Source organism: Hydrotalea lipotrueae, from assembly GCF_019249625.1.
GTDB classification, from domain to species: Bacteria; Bacteroidota; Bacteroidia; order Chitinophagales; family Chitinophagaceae; genus Hydrotalea; species Hydrotalea flava.
On the sequence record NZ_JAESDL010000006.1, the window covers coordinates 49,511 to 66,830 of the forward strand.

The 17,320-nt window shown below is 40.0% G+C and carries 13 protein-coding genes; all 13 read left to right on the plus strand.

The window, feature by feature from the left end; translation table 11 throughout:
• Window positions 1-14 precede the first annotated feature (14 nt).
• Window positions 15-1,292: a relaxase/mobilization nuclease domain-containing protein gene (locus JK139_RS05630; RefSeq protein ID WP_228733141.1), complete on the plus strand. Its 1,278-nt coding sequence runs from the start codon at window positions 15-17 to the stop codon at window positions 1,290-1,292.
• An 11-nt stretch (window positions 1,293-1,303) separates the two neighbouring features.
• Window positions 1,304-3,301, plus strand: a complete 1,998-nt coding sequence (mobC, locus tag JK139_RS05635) for a conjugal transfer protein MobC (RefSeq protein WP_218330770.1) — start codon at window positions 1,304-1,306, stop codon at window positions 3,299-3,301.
• Window positions 3,302-3,390: 89 nt separating this feature from the next.
• The gene (locus JK139_RS05640) at window positions 3,391-3,588 is read left to right on the plus strand and encodes a helix-turn-helix domain-containing protein (protein ID WP_218330771.1); all 198 of its coding nucleotides are present in this window, start codon (window positions 3,391-3,393) and stop codon (window positions 3,586-3,588) included.
• A gap of 10 nt (window positions 3,589-3,598) precedes the next feature.
• The gene (locus tag JK139_RS05645; protein WP_218330772.1) at window positions 3,599-6,328 is read left to right on the plus strand and encodes a TrlF family AAA-like ATPase; all 2,730 of its coding nucleotides are present in this window, start codon (window positions 3,599-3,601) and stop codon (window positions 6,326-6,328) included.
• 28 nt (window positions 6,329-6,356) lie between these two features.
• A complete protein-coding gene (locus JK139_RS05650) occupies window positions 6,357-8,768 on the plus strand; it encodes an HD domain-containing protein (protein ID WP_218330773.1) in 2,412 nt (803 codons plus the stop codon).
• A complete protein-coding gene (locus JK139_RS05655; protein ID WP_218330774.1) occupies window positions 8,761-12,615 on the plus strand; it encodes a YecA family protein in 3,855 nt (1,284 codons plus the stop codon). The genes JK139_RS05650 and JK139_RS05655 overlap by 8 nt, the downstream gene beginning before the upstream one ends.
• Window positions 12,616-13,066: 451 nt before the next feature.
• Window positions 13,067-13,456, plus strand: coding sequence for a single-stranded DNA-binding protein (locus JK139_RS05660; protein ID WP_054282895.1), 390 nt, complete (start codon window positions 13,067-13,069; stop codon window positions 13,454-13,456).
• 39 nt (window positions 13,457-13,495) lie between these two features.
• Window positions 13,496-14,569: a DUF932 domain-containing protein gene (locus tag JK139_RS05665; protein WP_218330775.1), complete on the plus strand. Its 1,074-nt coding sequence runs from the start codon at window positions 13,496-13,498 to the stop codon at window positions 14,567-14,569.
• Between the two features lie 56 nt (window positions 14,570-14,625).
• Window positions 14,626-15,003: a hypothetical protein gene (locus JK139_RS05670; RefSeq protein WP_054282576.1), complete on the plus strand. Its 378-nt coding sequence runs from the start codon at window positions 14,626-14,628 to the stop codon at window positions 15,001-15,003.
• A gap of 11 nt (window positions 15,004-15,014) precedes the next feature.
• The gene (locus tag JK139_RS05675) at window positions 15,015-15,248 is read left to right on the plus strand and encodes a hypothetical protein (RefSeq protein ID WP_054282577.1); all 234 of its coding nucleotides are present in this window, start codon (window positions 15,015-15,017) and stop codon (window positions 15,246-15,248) included.
• 64 nt (window positions 15,249-15,312) lie between these two features.
• Window positions 15,313-15,906 carry a hypothetical protein gene (locus JK139_RS05680; RefSeq protein ID WP_054282578.1) on the plus strand — a complete coding sequence of 198 codons (594 nt, stop codon included), beginning with the start codon at window positions 15,313-15,315 and terminating at the stop codon, window positions 15,904-15,906.
• 18 nt (window positions 15,907-15,924) lie between these two features.
• Window positions 15,925-16,143 carry a PRTRC system protein C gene (locus tag JK139_RS05685; RefSeq protein WP_054282579.1) on the plus strand — a complete coding sequence of 73 codons (219 nt, stop codon included), beginning with the start codon at window positions 15,925-15,927 and terminating at the stop codon, window positions 16,141-16,143.
• Between the two features lie 17 nt (window positions 16,144-16,160).
• Window positions 16,161-17,315 carry a hypothetical protein gene (locus JK139_RS05690; protein WP_218330776.1) on the plus strand — a complete coding sequence of 385 codons (1,155 nt, stop codon included), beginning with the start codon at window positions 16,161-16,163 and terminating at the stop codon, window positions 17,313-17,315.
• Window positions 17,316-17,320 lie beyond the last annotated feature (5 nt).

The window sequence follows — 17,320 nt, forward strand, 5'->3', positions numbered from 1 at the left end:
AGCCTGGCCACTCTATGCACCGTATTTTCAACTACAATGAGAACAAAGTTAAAGAAGGTGTAGCAGAGTGCATCGGAGCAGAAAATTTTCCGCTGAATGCTGATGAAATGAGCCTTAAGATTAAGTTAGGCTATCTGCTGAAAAGGACAGAACTGAGAGAGAATATTAAACGAAACAGCGTACATATTTCCCTAAATTTTGGCCCTTCGGAAACGCATTTGAGCAAGGAAAAGTTGGTGGGAATTGCCAACGCCTATATGCAGAAATTAGGCTTTGGCGAGCAGCCCTATCTTGTTTATCAGCACCATGACGCAGGTCACCCGCATATTCATATAGTTACTACTAATATCCAGTCTAACGGCAATCGCATTGACCTGCATCACCTCGGCATTCGCAAGTCAGAACCTGCAAGAAAAGAGATTGAAAAAATGTTTGGTCTTGTAGTCGCCGATGCCCATGCAAGAAGGCAGGCATTCAGGTTAAAACCTATTGATGCAAAGAAGGTACAATACGGGCGTACGGAAACAAAAAGAGCCATCACCAATGTACTCGATTCGGTACTGTTTAAATATCACTACACCAGTCTGCCGGAGCTGAATGCAGTATTGAAACAGTACAATGTACTGGCGGATCGGGGCAGTGAACATTCAAGAATTTTTCAGGGTGGCGGATTGGTTTACCGCATACTGGATGAGGATGGAAAGCCTGTAGGCGTACCCATTAAGGCCAGCGACTTTTATAATAAGCCTACTCTGAAATTTCTGGAAGAAAAATTTAACCCGAATGATGCCAAACGACAACCATTTAAAAGCCGCGTAAAAAATGAAATAGACAGGTTGTTTATTAGTAAAACGCCAACATTGGACGAACTGGTAAATCAACTCGAAAGAAAGGGCATACACGTTGCCTTGCGTCAAAATGATGCCGGGTTGATATATGGCATAACCTACGTGGATCATCAGACCAAAACTGTCTTCAACGGAAGTGCATTGGGTAAGCAATACAGTGCCAAAGCCATACAGGAACGATGCGGCTTGAAAGAAGTGATGAAGTCAGAGTTATTACCACAGACAGCTCAAAAAGCAGGCAAAGCTACCCAGCCTGCGCAAGTGACCGACCGCGACGTTAAAACGCTTCCCCAGGATCATACGCCAGCTCCAATTAGCATCCCTGTTGGCAATGCACTGGATGCCTTGATACAACCCGACCAGGTAGCTGATTATATACCCGGTCAGCTAAAGAAAAAAGGCAAGAAGAGAAAAAGAAACAAGAACATTTCCAATAACCAATAAAACGTAAAACAATGGCTGTACAGACAGGTGAGAACGAACAGGCGCTGAGGAAAATTCTGGACATGACCAGGTTGATCAGTATCGTTATTTTAGTGATACACTTCTATTATTATTGCTATGCTGCCTTTCAGGAATGGGAGTTGAGCAGCACTTTCAGCGACCGCATTTTAGGTAATATTTACCGAACAGGTATCTTCAGCAACTTTGTTAAAAGCAAGCTGATTGCTTTAGGCTTTCTGGCGATTTCGTTGCTCGGAGCCAAAGGCCGAAAGGATGAGAAACTGAATTATAAAACAGCTTTCGCCTACCTCATAACGGGGCTGTTGCTCTATTTTGCCAGCTACCTTTCCTTGATGCTTCAGTTGCCTGCACAGGAGAAGACAATTGTTTATATAAGCATTACCGCAATAGGTTTTTTACTGATACTTTCTGGAGGCACATTGCTTTCCCGGATCATTAAAAGCAAGTTCAACAACAAGGATATTTTTAACAAGGAAAACGAGACGTTCCCGCAGGAAGAACGTTTACTGGAAAATGAATTTTCCATCAACCTGCCGGCACGCTACCGGCTTAAAAACAAGGTTCGCAATAGCTGGATAAATATCATTAATCCTTTCAGGGCGATAATGGTATTAGGTACTCCCGGAGCAGGTAAATCCTATTTCGTAATCAGGCACGTCATTACCCAACATATCCGTAAGGGGTTTACCATGTTTGTGTACGACTTTAAGTTCGACGATCTTTCAAGGATTGCCTACAATTCCTGGTTGAAAAACAAGCATAGGTACGCCAAGCCTCCGCGATTTTTTGTGATCAATTTTGACGACTTAACAAGAAGCCATCGGTGCAATCCTTTGGAGCCATCAGCCATGACCGATATTACTGATGCTGCGGAATCAGCCCGCACCATTTTAATGGGATTAAATAGAGAGTGGATAAAGCGTCAGGGCGATTTTTTCGTGGAATCGCCAATTAACTTCCTGACGGCTGTGATATGGTATCTGAAGAAATATAAGGACGGAGAATTTTGCACGTTGCCACACGTCATAGAACTGATGCAGGCAGATTATGACAGCCTTTTTACGCTGTTCAGGACAGAAGCGGCTAAAGAATGCGAGGTATTGATCAATCCGTTTTTGAATGCCTACCTGAATGATGTGATGGAGCAATTAGAAGGACAGATAGCATCTGCTAAAGTGGCTATGGCAAGGCTTTCCTCACCACAATTGTATTATGTTTTATCCGGTAATGACTTTAATCTCGATGTAAATAATCCTGACGATCCAAAAGTAGTGTGCATGGGAAATAATCCGCAAAAGATACAGATCTATGGAGCGGTGCTTTCTCTTTATGTAACCCGTCTTGTAAAGCAGGTCAATAAGAAAGGAAAATTGAAAAGCAGTTTGGTTTTTGACGAGTTCCCAACTATCTATTTGAACAACATGGATAGCCTTATAGCCACAGCAAGGAGCAACAAGGTTTCCACTTGCTTAGGTATTCAGGATTTCAGCCAGCTTCGTAAAGATTACGGCAGGGAGCAGGCAGATGTAATTATGAATATCACGGGCAACATTGTAGCCGGGCAAGTTACAGGTGATACAGCCAAGCAACTTTCCGAACGCTTCGGAAAAATCATGCAGGATAGGGAAAGTTATTCTATCAATAGCGGTGATACCTCTATCAGCCGCTCAAAGCAACTGGAAACCGCTATACCGCCTTCAAAAATATCTGCGCTAAGTTCCGGCGAATTTGTGGGAATGGTAGCTGACGACCCGGATAACAAAATTGATTTAAAAGCCTTCCATTGTGAAATCATCAATGACCACGAGGCGTTAAAAAGAGAGGAAGAAAGTTATAAAGAGATTGAGATAATCCGCAAGCTGGATAGCAGTATGGTGCAACGTAATTATTTCCAGATTAAACAGGATATACAGGATATTATTCAGTCTGAAATGGAAAGGTTATTGAACGATCCAGGATTAGCGCATTTGGTGGTTAGGAAGCAATAACCTCAGTCAACACGCAATAAAAAACATCTCATAGAATGATATATTTTATCCCAAAAAAGTTACATTTATGTCTTAACTTTTGAAGCAAAATGAATCGCATCAAAGAAGTTTTGGATGAAAAAGGTATTAAGCAAAAATGGTTGGCAGAAAAGCTTGATAAGAGTTATAACATGGTCAATGCTTACGTTCAGAACAGAAGACAACCAAGCATTGAAACACTAAGCCAAATAGCAAAAGTATTGAATGTGGACGTTAGGGATTTATTGGTTGCAACAAAAAAAGATTAAATGAATTAGAATGATAAAACATATACATGGCGCACGATGGTGGAAATTCGATTTTCATAACCATACACCTGCATCTGATGATTTTGGCAAAGGTGATGGAATACATATGTCCATTACGCCTGAAAATTGGTTATTAATGTATATGCAGGCTGGAATTGATTGCGTTGCTATCACTGACCATAACTCTGGAGAATGGATAGATAAATTAAAATTGGCATTGCAGTCTTTGGATGACTCAAAACCTGCTGGATACCGAAAACTATTTCTATTTCCTGGCGTTGAGATAACTGCATCGGGTAACATACATATTCTTGCGTTGTTTGACCCTGCCGCCGGAACAAAGGAAATCAACGCTCTATTGGGAGGGATTAATTTTCCCGCTGAACATTTTGGAACTTCTGATGCCGTAAGTCCAAAAAGTGTAGAAGAGATAATAGCGGAAATTCACAAGAAAGGAGCAATTGCTATACCTGCTCACGTTGATGAGGCGTGCGGACTATTTAAACTTACCGGACACACCTTTTCTCAAGCTCTGAAAGCGGAAGAATTACTTGCTATTGAAGTGATCAATAAAACTTTGGAAAAGCCTGAGTTGTATAGGCAATCGAAGCTGTCATTAGCAGAGGTTCTTGGTTCTGATAGCCATATTGCTGCACAAGTTGGAAGTAATTATACGTGGGTAAAAATGAGTAACCCCTCTTTGGATGCTCTAAGACTCGCCTTACACGATTGCGAAGACGGTATAATAAGGAAAGATGAATGTTTTCACGATCCAAACTTAATTAGCAATAGATATTTTATTAAATCAATTTCAGTTTCAAACGGCTTTAAAGCAGGAAACGGAACACCATTAGAAGCAAAGTTAAGCCCTTGGTTATCTTCTGTTATTGGAGGCAGGGGATCAGGAAAATCTACTATATTGAATTATCTGCGTATAGCTCTTGATAGGACGGTAGAAATGCCCGATGAAATACAGTCAGAGTTCAATAAGTTTAATCAGATTGGAAGAAAGAGTGTGCCGGGAATGTTAAGAGATTCAACAATTATTAGAGTAGAAATTTTTAAAGACGGCAAGTTGCACTTAATAATATGGAACCAACAAAATTATACTCTTCATGCGTGGGAAGAAAATTTAGGCGATTGGGGTGTGGGAACAGTTGTTTCTAACATTAATGAGTTATTTCCAATTCAAATATTTAGTCAAAAGGAATTATATGCACTGACGGGTAACCCATCTAAACTAATCGAGCTAATTGACTCACAGTTTGACAAACAAGGATGGCTTGAAGAAAAAGAAAGATTAGTAGAAAAATGGCTTGCCGATAGGGCAAAAGGAAGACAACTTCAGTCTGCTATTTCAGAAGAACATAATCTTAAAGCCCAACTCGATTCCACAAACAATAAGATACAACTTTATGAAAGCTCTGAATACAAAGACACCCTTGGTAATTTCAATAAATTATCTGCTACAAATGAGTTTTTTCTAAGTGCGACGGAAAAAGTTTCACAGTTCATTAATGACGTGGAAGAAATAAGCGCCAAAGTTCCGAAAATCGAAGCAGCCGAAAACGTAGCAAATGCACTTACGCGTGAATCAAATCAATTTCTTCATACAGTACAAAATGCTTTGTCAGAGGCAGCGCAAAAAATTTCCGAATCATTAGCCTTGTTAACTCCTTACAAAGAAGGTTTGCAAATTCAGTTTAATAGTTTGCCGTGGTTTAGTGAATATGAGGCCGCAAAAAGTGCCTATGAAGCTATTTTAGATAAAATTCAAGAACTCGGTAGCGAAACTTATGAAACACTAATCCAGCGGAAAAATTCTTTGACAGTGAGGCTTGCGCAAATTGACTCTCAAAAACAACAGCTTCAAACTTTACGATCAGAATTGCAGACGATTTATACATCCATAATTGACAAGGAAAAAGAGTTAAGATTTAAACGTAAGGCTATTATTAGCAGATGGAAAGAGTTTGACAATGCTGAAAACCCGTTTCTTATAATTGAGTTACAGCCAATGTCTGATGCTGATAATGCAAATGTAACTTTCCGAAAACTTTTGCGAAAAGAAGGAGCTGAGTTTTCAGGCTATATTTATTCGCATGACGAAGAAGCTGGGAATAGCTCAGGCTTGATCGGAACAATAATTAACGAACCCGAGGACACAAGGTGGGCAAAAAGATTAGAGGTAGTTAAAGATTTTGTTTCTGCTACTGAGACTGATACGAAAGGACTTGATTTGAGATTGGCAAGGCATATAAATTGGCTCTCCCAGAATACACCAGAAGATATAGATCGCTTGCTGGTTTGGATTCCTGAAGACAAGCTCGTCCTTAAATTTAAAAAACAAGGACGTGAAGAAGACATTCAAACAGGTTCCGCTGGCGAAAGAACGGCTGGGATGTTAGGTTTATTATTAGCCCTTAATAATATCCCTTTGATTATTGACCAGCCGGAGGATGATTTGGACACAAGACTTATTTCTTCTTTTGTTGTGCCTGGCTTTAAAGCCTTAAAACAAAAAAGGCAGCTTTTGCTCGTGACTCACAATCCCAATATTGCAGTAAATGCAAACTCTGATAGTATAGTTCATATGAACTTCAATTCAGGTCAAATCATAGTTGATGGGAATGACGCTCTTCAAAATAAAGATATAAGACTTGCTGTATGCAATGTGATGGAAGGTGGCAAGGAGGCATTGTATAGGCGTTATTACAGAATCTCTAAAGCATTGAAATAATTAAATACGTAGTCGTTAAGCAAGAAACATGACAACAGAAGTTGAGGCTCTACTCATAAAAAGCAAACTTTTTCAGGTCTTTAAGGACAAAGCATTGAAGCAAGGTAATATTGTCGAGGCACAGGTCACGTCTATCGTTTTGGATGGAGTTAAAGATGCCTACGAAAAATCTAAGTTGATCATCAAATATATGCCCGAATATACATTACACGATGGAGCACACCTCTTCCGCGTTTTGTATAATATGGAAAAACTACTTCCTGAAGAGAAAATTGCAGATTTGTCTATCCCCGACTTAATGCTTCTAATTCTGTCGGCTTTCTTTCATGACTTAGGCATGGCTCCTTATGAGTATGAAATTAGAGCTTGGAAACAAGATTGGAAAAATGTAACCCCTGACGAGGAAGAACAATCACTGTATCTGGAATATGAAAGATTTGCTAAAACATATCCGGAGAAATTAGAAGAGATTGTACGATTTAAAGAGAAGAAGCAAGATGCAAAAGCGAGATTGTTAGAAGACTTTTTAATATCAGAATACATAAGAACAACGCATGCACAACGAGCTAAAATAATTATTGCAAAGGAATGGAAAAACCGTGTCAAGTATGGGGACACAGATTTGACTCAGGTGCTCGCTCAAATATGTTTTAGTCATAATGAAGACTCGATGGCTCTTTTAAAAATGGATACCTCATATCTATGTGCAGAAGATGTTATCACAAATGTTCAATTTGTTGGCCTCATTTTAAGACTTGCTGATTTATTAGACTTTGATGCGAAAAGAACACCTTCTGTATTGTTTTCTCACTTAACTGTACGCAATCCTGTATCATTAACAGAATGGCAAAAACACAGGGCAGTGCAGGCATGGAAAATCACCAGAGATGATATTACTTTCTCGGCCAAATGCAATCATCCAGCTATTGAAGCGAGCATTAGAAAATTCTGTGACTACATTGATGATGAACTTAAAAATTGCGGAATTATTCTTGCTAAAATGCCTGAACTAATTGGAACAGCCCCGAATCCTTACAAGATTTCGTTGCCTGTAAGGGTAACACGGGACAAGATTGAAGCAGAAAAGGACATTATTACAGGTGAACCTATCTATTATTATGAAAACACATCTTTTGAGCTTAATAAAAATCAAGTAATAGAATTACTTATGGGAACCAAGCTTTATGGAAACCCAGAAGTAGCATTGAGGGAACTTTTACAAAACTCAAGAGACGCTTGCAAATTAAGTATGGCTTTGCATGAAAAATGGGGTGTTCCTTATATTCCTGAAATAACAGTCAAATACTATACAGAAGGAGACGATGATTTCCTTGAAGTGATAGATAATGGCATAGGAATGAATAAAGAAATTATCGAAAAATACTATTCAAAGATCGGCTCATCATTCTACAAGTCGAGGGACTTTTATGAATTGAAAGCAAAATCTGATTTAAATTTTACGCCGGTTTCCGAATTTGGTATAGGTATTTTGTCTTGTTTTATGATTGCCGATACGATAGAGGTAGAAACAAAAAGATTGAAGGAACAATTTGATTATGATAGGCCACTAAAGTTAATAATAGAAGGCCATGACAGCATTTTTACCATTCTGAAAAGTGATAAAAAAGTACCGGGGACGGCCACGAAATTATTGCTTAGGGAGAAGAATCCCTGGAAGAAAATGACGGAAACGCAATTCATCCATTCAGTTCAGAATGTTTTCCCTAATCCACCTTTCACAGTAAACATTGAGACTGATAAAGAAAAAATTTCCTATACGCAGAACGACTTCAAAAACCTGAATGCTGCTGAATTAAAAGATTATTCATGGAAGGAAGAAGAAAATATAAAAGAGATAGAAATCACAATAGATGAATATGGTTTTTATGGTAACGCAGTTGTCGCAATCTTAGAAAAAGATAATCTTCCAGTTAAGATTATTAATAAGCTCTCCAAAGAAGTGGTAATTGACGAAGAAACTTTTGAGTTGAACATGGAAATTAGGATAGGCATAAATGAGATTGATAAAAGTAGTTCGACAATCGACGTTGATGACGAAGGAAATATTAAATCAAGCTCACATTATAGTACACTCGCAAAATCTAAATCCAGATTCTCTTTACACGGCATAAATTATGCAGGTAATCTATTTCCTGAGTATTACAATAGAGAAAAGAAATCAACTCTAAAATGGCCGTTACCAATACTGATTATTTTTGATGTACAGGGAGAAAATGGATTGGATTTAAATTCTGCTCGGAATGAAATAATATATAATGACAAATGGAACAGATTTGAAGAGACGTTGGCCTATATTATTTGCAAAGGTTTAAAAAAGAAGTTAGCAGAAAAGTATTGGCAGCATCTCTTTCCAATATTGCAAGAGAAAAGTGAATCTGAGAATTTTACTTCAGGTCTTATCAGGTCTAATAATGAATAAACTGCAAAGCTATTGTTTATCCATATTTAATATTGCTATGGGCAAAATCGGAAGAAATGATCCCTGCCCCTGCGGGAGTGGAAAAAAATATAAACATTGTCATCTGAAACAGGAGAATATTGCGGTAAGTACGACCGCAAACTCTAAGGCAATCACGAAGATATCGTTCAGTGACCTCTTAATAAATTATAATTCAGTTCAGCTCCTGGGCTTGTTAGGAGCCTTACAGCTTCATTCAGTCAATCATGGAAGGAACTTTCGGTTTGAACAATTGTGTCTTTTAACTCTGCGAAACTTTAATCCAAATGATAAGCGACCTTTAGCTACCTGGGAGCAGTTGAAAGAAGTTATCGAAAACTATACAGATGGTGCGATGATGGAAGATCCATTGTCTAATGCTTTCACCGAAATCGCTGTTTTTGAATCGGGTAATTACATAGTATATCCGGGTATCTATGACGGATTCACCGATATATTAAACCATCTAACCGAGTGTATATTTTTACATAAGCATAATCTCAATGAAGACTTTGTAAAAACAGTACGCGATGCTATTGGTCTACTTCTTTTTTTGAGCAATAGTGTAGCCAACGATGCAGGGCACTTACCTTATATCTATTCAGAAGGCAGAAGAAATATTGAATTTCCACAGTATGATAATGCAGTGAAATTCACCGATGCAATATATTTCTCTAAAGATTTCCTGCAAGAGTTATGCGATAAAGCCCGATTCGATATTGGCGTGCTCAACGACTTTCTGGTACAATCAGGTTCAGAAGAACTGGAGGAAGATGACCCCGAGAAAAATGTGGTCAACTATAAACCTCTTGTTGAAATTAATAACGATGTTTTGCTTTATATGCCTACAGGCGTTCCTAATGCGCTAATAGGTTATGTTTACCAAAAGGCTAACGAATATGGTTGCTACGATGAACTTATGGAATTGTTGTATGACCGGCAGTTCCATCTTGCCTGTGTTGCATTGGCAAATACCGGCTGGCTGGCAACGGATATTCAGCTTCCAGTGCCTCCCGTTAACCTACCAGTTAAGGAAGCTGTTTTTCAGTTTGACAACCAAAAGCTGGCCTATGTATGCTATATTAAAACAGGCCAGTTAGCATCTAAAGAAATGTTACCGAAAACGAAGAAGGCCGGCGATCCGTTTGAGGAAAGAACCAAAGAGGTTGTACAGTTTTTGAGTACAATTGACTCAAAACAGCCCTTCGGTGTGTTCTGTTTATATATCATTGGGGAAACTGCGAACGACTACTATTTCATGTGGAGCAAACCTTCAATCGGCAATCAGTCGCTGGCATTGAAATACCGGGAACTCTGGACCATTACACATTCTCCAAAGATCAATGCTCTCTCACTCTGGAAATTTGCCAAGTGCTATAGTAGGACAAACGAACTGACAAGACTAATGGCAATGGGCGGAACAATGGATGCTTATGCTATTTACCGAAGAAATCATGGAAGCCTGCTCCATTCTGACGATGCCAATCCAATGGGAGGAATGATGATGATTGTAAACGGAAGTTCGGATGATTTTAGGCGAGAAGTACAGAAACAGCAGCATGAGCATGCTGTGCCTATCTTTTATGAAGGGCAATTGGCTTATGCGAAAGTTTCCCGTTTTAAGAACTATGCACCTATATATATAGAAAAAGAGATCAGCAAGTACCACCGCATAGTAATAGAAAATTTCAGAATGCCAATTTGGATAACCAGCCCGCAAACGAAATCCAGTAAGGAAAGCTGGGCTACCTACGCATGTGAAGCAGTGGCGTTCTGGCTTAATAAAATGGAACCACTATTATCACCGTACGTTAATGAGCAGAAGTTGATTCAGTTTGAAATTGAAATAATCGCAGCAAACGAATTACTCAATGCCGAGCAGTTTGAGATAAAGGAAGTTGATATAGCCCAGGTTGAACTGGGGATTGAAATTGACGCACCACGAATACGTATTTCTATTCCTTTTGACTACCTGTATGTTGTCATGCTTCCCGATAATCGGGCTGACAAAATATTGATCACAGCGGCGTTACAGGGGGTCTTAAAGTACATTAAGGCCTCTGGGAATAGCACTACTTTGACCGAAGATCTGATTGCGACTATGGTAGAGCAAACCTTACGTCCTGCTGGTGCTAAGATGCTATTGTTTAGTGATGCCTCCGCAAATATTAAAATGGACGACCGAAACGTCCCTCCAGTGCGCTACGTAAGCGATACGGATGTTTCCTATATTCTTGACAATCTTGTGAGTTACTTGCCACCTGGTTACGTTATCCCTGAAGAAATTGCCGACAAAAAAGACAAAATCAAACTGTGTGATGATATTGTTTCTGCCCTAATTGAACAAATTACTAATAGGATAGCCAAATTTGATGGTGCTGGACTTCTAAATTGGTTAATCAAACTGAACGAGAAATGTATTCAACTAAGAGAGTTTCGCGAAATACTTATTCCTGCCAAGATAGCCTGCTTTAGCGATTTTAAGGCGGAAGTAGACGAATTGATGGATAGCGAACGCAATCTCGTAACTACTGCCCATGCAACTAGAACTTTGATTGAATTTGTTGCAACCGATATACCTACAGGACAAGTATGGCCCAATTTCGATGACATTGATGAACTGTTAGCTCTCACCAACCAACTCACAGAGTGGGGAGCTTTGAGCGAGGCTATGCGCATGGGAATAGATGATCCTAAAATGGGATTGCTGCCATCAGGAAGAATAGGTACAGATAAAACCGTAGAGCGTGAAGCGTTTAAACCCTATGCCGTTGCAAAAACTGAAAGCGCAGTATTTAAAAATATAGAGGATTTTGAAAACAATTATGTAGCAGTAAGGAAAACAGGTGAAGCAATTGAAACTGAGGAATCGAAGACCCTCGATGCTGCCTTCAGCGCAGAGTTTGGCATCACACTGACTATGCTTTCCAAGATCATCGGCACTTTAGTAAACGAAGGTTTTGTCAAGGCTCAATCCTGCATGATAATAGAAGAAGCTGAACTGAAAGATCTGCTTTCAAAGATTGAAGGGATCACTGGTGCTGATATTAATACAGCATTGGACATATTAACCTTGCTCAAAAGGAAGAGCATTGGGACACCCCCGGATGGATATACTCCGCTTGATATTTTCCCCTGGAGATATAACCGCTCGATATCGTATATACGACGCCCCCTTGTTAAATTGGCAAATAACGGAGTAGTCCATTATTACTTTGGATATAGGCATCTTATGCAGTTCATTGATAACCTTTTTTTTCTGCTATTTTCAAGCAAGCTTCCATCTGCAAAGTCGGAAGAGATGAAAAGCTGGCTTGCAGCCGCATCAGGCGATAAGGGTAATCCGTTCAGGGAAGCCGTTAAAAAATGGTTTGAAGATAACTCGGAATATCAAATTATACCGCATGAAGTCCACATTGACAAAGATGCTCCTAAAGGTCATATACAGGCTGACAAACATTATGGCGATATTGATTTGTTTGTGATTGACCATGAGCACCGAATCATTTATCCAATTGAATGTAAAAACATTCATGGCGGTCGAAATGTACACGAAATGAAAGTTGAAATGGATGACTATCTTGGGAGGGATGGCAAGGATAAAAAAGCAAAAATGCGTAAGCATGTCGAACGCAATGATTGGCTGAACTCTCACAAAGAAGCATTGGAAGATCTGGTTCCCAATGCCGAAAATTATACTATCAAATCATTTATTTTAACAGCAGACGAGATTCCACTCGGTTATCTTAAGAAAGACGACCTTCCGTTGCCAGTAAAATCATTCTCCTTTCTGCGAAAGAATGGGTTGTCTTATTTATTAGACTTATAGTAGATAACAAAATAAGCTAAGTCCATTAGCCGAAGATTTTGTCTTCGGCTTTTTTTGGGCATGTCCCTTTGGGTCGGGTCATTCCAGGGTACGCTTCGCTTCCGTCCCTCTTTCATCGGGACCGGCTCGTACCTCACCGCCTTACATCCCCCTCATGCTTTACTATACAAGTGAATAACAAGTCCTGATTGGTTGAGATAGCAACCAACCTGTTCTGGCATTTTCCAACGAAACGGGTAAAAAGGCAGCTAAGATAGTTACGCCTTCGTTGCTACGAGCGCATAATGCTGCGCTGCGCTTGCACCCTTCGGGACTTATAGCTCTCCGCGCCTCCGTCTCCACTCTGTCGCTGCTTTCTTTTTTCCCGTTTTTTCTTTTGGAAAAATGCTTTTAGGGCAGGCGGGTGAAAAAAAAAGTAAACAAAATGGTTTCACAATTAAAATTAAAAATCATGAACATCATTGGCAGATTAACGAGGGACGCACAAATCAGCACCTTGCCGAGCGACAAACAGGTAGTGAATTTTTCCGTAGCAGTGAATGACAGCTACCGTAACAAACAGGGCGAACGAGTGGAACACACCGAGTATTTCAACTGCGCCTACTGGATTTCAACAAATGTAGCAAAGGTACTCACCAAAGGAACATTGGTAGAACTCAATGGCAGGGTGAGTGCAAGAGCATGGATTGGTGGAGATGGTGAGGCGCACGCAGCACTCAATTTCCATACATCAAAAATCAAATTGTATGGAGGTGGTAAACGGTCTGAAACCGTAGCAGGTGGTAACAGAAACGACTCCGCAGTACCTGCTAACAATGGCACAGACGATTTGCCTTTTTAATCATTCATTTTCATTTATCAACTTTTAAAAATTACAATCATGGCACATAATCTTAATTATAACGAACGTACAGGCAAATACAGCTTCTTTAGCGTACAGCAGAAAGCATGGCACAATTTGGGACAGATAATAGAGCAATATCCCACCAGTGCCGAAGCTATCAAATACGCAGGGCTTGATTTCGAGGTTATCAAATCTCCCTTATATACTCGTGGCACAGGCATAAGCATAAGCAATGACGGTGAAATAAAAGAAGGTGGCAACATCTTACTGCCCGACAATTTCGCAACCATGCGTACTGATACAAATACGGTTTTTGGCGTAGTGGGAAAGGATTATCAGATAGTACAGAATGCAGACGCCTTTGCATTTTTCGATGCTATTGTGGGTGGTGATGATGGTATTCTATACGAAACCGCAGGAGCATTAGGCAACGGAGAACGCATATTTATTACGGCTAAACTTCCTGATTATATCCGTGTAGGTAACGGTGATGACATTACCGAAAAATACATCTTCCTGACCACCTCTCATGATGGCACGGGAAGTATTACCGCAGCGTTTACACCTGTGCGTGTCGTTTGTCAAAACACCCTCAATGCAGCATTAGGCAATATGTCTAACGTGGTACGCATTCGCCATACATCAGGTGCGAAACAACGTTTGGAAAACGCCCATAAAGTAATGGGATTGGCTAATCAGCTAAGTGTACAACTGGAGGGAATATTCAACCAATGGACAAAGGTGCGTATCTGTGATGAAGAAGTAAAGAAACTTATCCAACTGGCACTTTGCCCCAATAAGGAAACATTGGACGCACTTAAAAAAGGTGCAGAGGATGAACTGTCAACCGTTTTTAAAAATACGGTGGAAGATGCCTTTGCTTATGCAATGATGGCAGATACACAACAGTTGAATACTACCAAAGGAACAGTGTTCGGGGCATACAATGCGGTGACAGGTTACTATCAGAATGTACGCAATTACAAGGATGATGAAAGCAAACTGCAATCCATTGTAATGGGAGGCACAGCACAGGCTAAAGCACAACGAGCATTTGAGTTGTGCAGCCAGTTTGCAAAAGACGGAGCAGACGTGCTTGCGCTGAACTAAAGTAACAGGACAGGCAGCAATGCCTGTCCTTATTATCCACTTACAAAAACAGGTATATGAAACCGTTAAATAATTTGATAAACGTAGAGAAGGCAAAATTGCTGCACGAACTATTTCCGCAGGAAATTCCTGCCTTACTGGAATACACCGACAATATGTGCCTTACCATACAGGAGGACGAACAGTTGATACGCAGCCAGTGGGAAAACGGGTTGCTAACAGTAGAAGCCTGGCTATCCTTTGTTGAGGAAGTCAGGAACAAGATAAATAAGTATGGAAAACGTCTGCATACGCACAGCCGCTTATTTGCAGACCAGCTTTTTGATGGCTATGTCGCATTGTATATGGTGCATTGTATGACCTTATATACTACTGTAAGGAAGCATAGCAATCCCAAGTTTACATTAGCCATAGACCTATTATTTAACTCATAAAATACAAGGTTATGGAAGCGTTGATAAAACTATTACAGGCAATGTCTTACCCGACTATGGTTTTTGTTGGTTTGGCAATCAGGCTCTTTGTCGGTATGCGACAATTCAACCGCAGGGGCTTAGGGGGATTGCAGCATTTCAATAACTATTTCGTGGGTTTAATCACACTTGCGATAGAATGGGTGCTGAAGTGGGCAGCATTAGCCCTTTTGATTTGGGGACTGTGGGGATGGCTGTTTAGATAACGCAGCATAGAATAAAACTATACAGGACTGTACAGAAATTCTTTTAACAAAAAAACATTTGACAATGGAAACTACAAATTTTTTCAGCAGCATAGCTGCATTGAATATAACAGGCGACCTGCAAGTAACGATACGGAAAGGAGCAGAAAGTAACTGGATAGTATCGGTTATGCTCAACAATGAGCAGTGCGGGGACGATGCAAGGAAACTGATACCGCCCCTCAATCTAAGAGGAAGTGCCGAAGAACTGGACAACGGTTTCTTTGAACGAATAACAACACCCATACAGACCGTTTCAGGTTTAATGGTGGACATGGAAGGCTTTATGAAACAGTTGGAAGAAGTGAAAAAGCAATCTGCTATGGAAAAGGAAAAGACAGACAGGGAGCGAAAAGAAAAAGAAGCCAAAGAGAAGAAATACAGGGAGGCGATGCAAGAAGTAGATGAACTGGAAAAAGAAGGAAAGCACAGGGACGCATGGATGAAAGTACCTGACCCTTCAGAATATCCGGAACAGGCAGAAGCCATACGCAAACGAAAATCATCCTTATCCTCAAAATTTGCCCCTGACTTGTTTGGTGCAACTGCAACACCCGTAACTGATGAACAGCCACAAAGCGATGAAGCGAATGTTGAGGAAGAAGAAACAAATCAATAACCTGTAAAACGAAAAGTCATGTTAATAGCAAAACATTTAGACAGGATTTTCCTGCTCAAAGAAAACGGAACGGATATAAGGCTTACAGACCCTGAACCTTCATGGAGCTTGGAAGCGGTGATGAACTTCTATGCAAATACCTATCCTATACTCACCACTGCCAAAATATCCGCACCACGAATTGAAGATGATACGGTACAGTATCGTTTTGAAAGCGTCATGGGAACAAAAGGTTAATCTTAAAATTTAAAGCAATGGAATATGCAACACAATATTATATCGGGCATCATCCAAATGCACCAAAAGCAAAGGCAAAAAAAACTATACAAGCAGTTGGGCGAGTTCACAACATGGGTACAAAGGACAAAAGATGCACACGAAATAAGCAAGGACAAACGGAAGTCAGTACCACAACAAATGTTGCCAATGGTTTTTTAAGAACCACTTTCCTGCCTAAACTGGAGGCGATGAAAACGGTACAACCTGCTACGGAAGTGGAGAAAATAGAAACTGATTTTTATTGTTCCCTGTGTGCAGTTGCCAGGCATTACAACGGCTTCGAGCCTATGGATACAAGGACGTTTGACTATCCCTACAATATCGCCCTTTCGGTATGGGAAGTGGAGAACCATTTAAAACGGAACACTAAAAACTGGAATTGTTTGCGTTTGGTACAGGACGATAAGGGAAAGACCTTTTTTATAAGCGAGGAACAATATAATACTGGAACAACCTTGTTTTATATTCCCGTTATACCGTTATATAAAATGCTCAAAGAATCGAAGACAAAAAGAGCAGCCCGATTATTATTATCCGTATTTGCTTACCTGTATCATGTAGCGGATATACCTTATTACAGGCAGGAAGATGCTTACCTCTATTGGCAATACGAAATGATTTCAGATTGGATAGAGCAGGACGATGAAGCAGAATTGGACAGCCGTAAAGAAGAATTAAAAATTGCTCAATGGTGCGGTGAAAAGATAGAGCAAAAAATTTTCAACCGAAAAAATCTTGATTTGTTTGCAGAACGGATAAAGGCATTCAAGCCTAAGAACAACTTTGAACGTGAATGTCTGCATGTAGCGAAAGAAATGTTTGCGCTTTATACTGTCTATCCTACAACAACGGTTTTCCAAAACGCAAAATATATACAGGATGATGAAGAACAGGAGGACGAAGTAATTGCAATGCGAAAGTATATATCCTTTATAGCAGATGCAAAGGGATGGCTCTATGAAACGATTGCTGAAAGTGTAAACAATGAGTTCAATGAATGTGGTACAACAGAAGAACCTACCATAGTAAAAGAGTTCAATGGTACAGCAATCACCGATTACAGTCTTGAATTTGAAAACAGGCTATTCCCATTGATAGGCGATTTATGTTACCTGTTGAATAACGATTAAACGAA

Excerpts from the sequence above, each read along its gene's own strand:
- JK139_RS05630 (WP_228733141.1), top strand. The coding sequence starts at position 15 with ATGCACCGTATTTTCAACTACAATGAGAACAAAGTTAAAGAAGGTGTA.
- mobC (WP_218330770.1), top strand. The coding sequence starts at position 1,304 with ATGGCTGTACAGACAGGTGAGAACGAACAGGCGCTGAGGAAAATTCTG.
- JK139_RS05640 (WP_218330771.1), top strand. The coding sequence starts at position 3,391 with ATGAATCGCATCAAAGAAGTTTTGGATGAAAAAGGTATTAAGCAAAAA.
- JK139_RS05645 (WP_218330772.1), top strand. The coding sequence starts at position 3,599 with ATGATAAAACATATACATGGCGCACGATGGTGGAAATTCGATTTTCAT.
- JK139_RS05650 (WP_218330773.1), top strand. The coding sequence starts at position 6,357 with ATGACAACAGAAGTTGAGGCTCTACTCATAAAAAGCAAACTTTTTCAG.
- JK139_RS05655 (WP_218330774.1), top strand. The coding sequence starts at position 8,761 with ATGAATAAACTGCAAAGCTATTGTTTATCCATATTTAATATTGCTATG.
- JK139_RS05660 (WP_054282895.1), top strand. The coding sequence starts at position 13,067 with ATGAACATCATTGGCAGATTAACGAGGGACGCACAAATCAGCACCTTG.
- JK139_RS05665 (WP_218330775.1), top strand. The coding sequence starts at position 13,496 with ATGGCACATAATCTTAATTATAACGAACGTACAGGCAAATACAGCTTC.
- JK139_RS05670 (WP_054282576.1), top strand. The coding sequence starts at position 14,626 with ATGAAACCGTTAAATAATTTGATAAACGTAGAGAAGGCAAAATTGCTG.
- JK139_RS05675 (WP_054282577.1), top strand. The coding sequence starts at position 15,015 with ATGGAAGCGTTGATAAAACTATTACAGGCAATGTCTTACCCGACTATG.
- JK139_RS05680 (WP_054282578.1), top strand. The coding sequence starts at position 15,313 with ATGGAAACTACAAATTTTTTCAGCAGCATAGCTGCATTGAATATAACA.
- JK139_RS05685 (WP_054282579.1), top strand. The coding sequence starts at position 15,925 with ATGTTAATAGCAAAACATTTAGACAGGATTTTCCTGCTCAAAGAAAAC.
- JK139_RS05690 (WP_218330776.1), top strand. The coding sequence starts at position 16,161 with ATGGAATATGCAACACAATATTATATCGGGCATCATCCAAATGCACCA.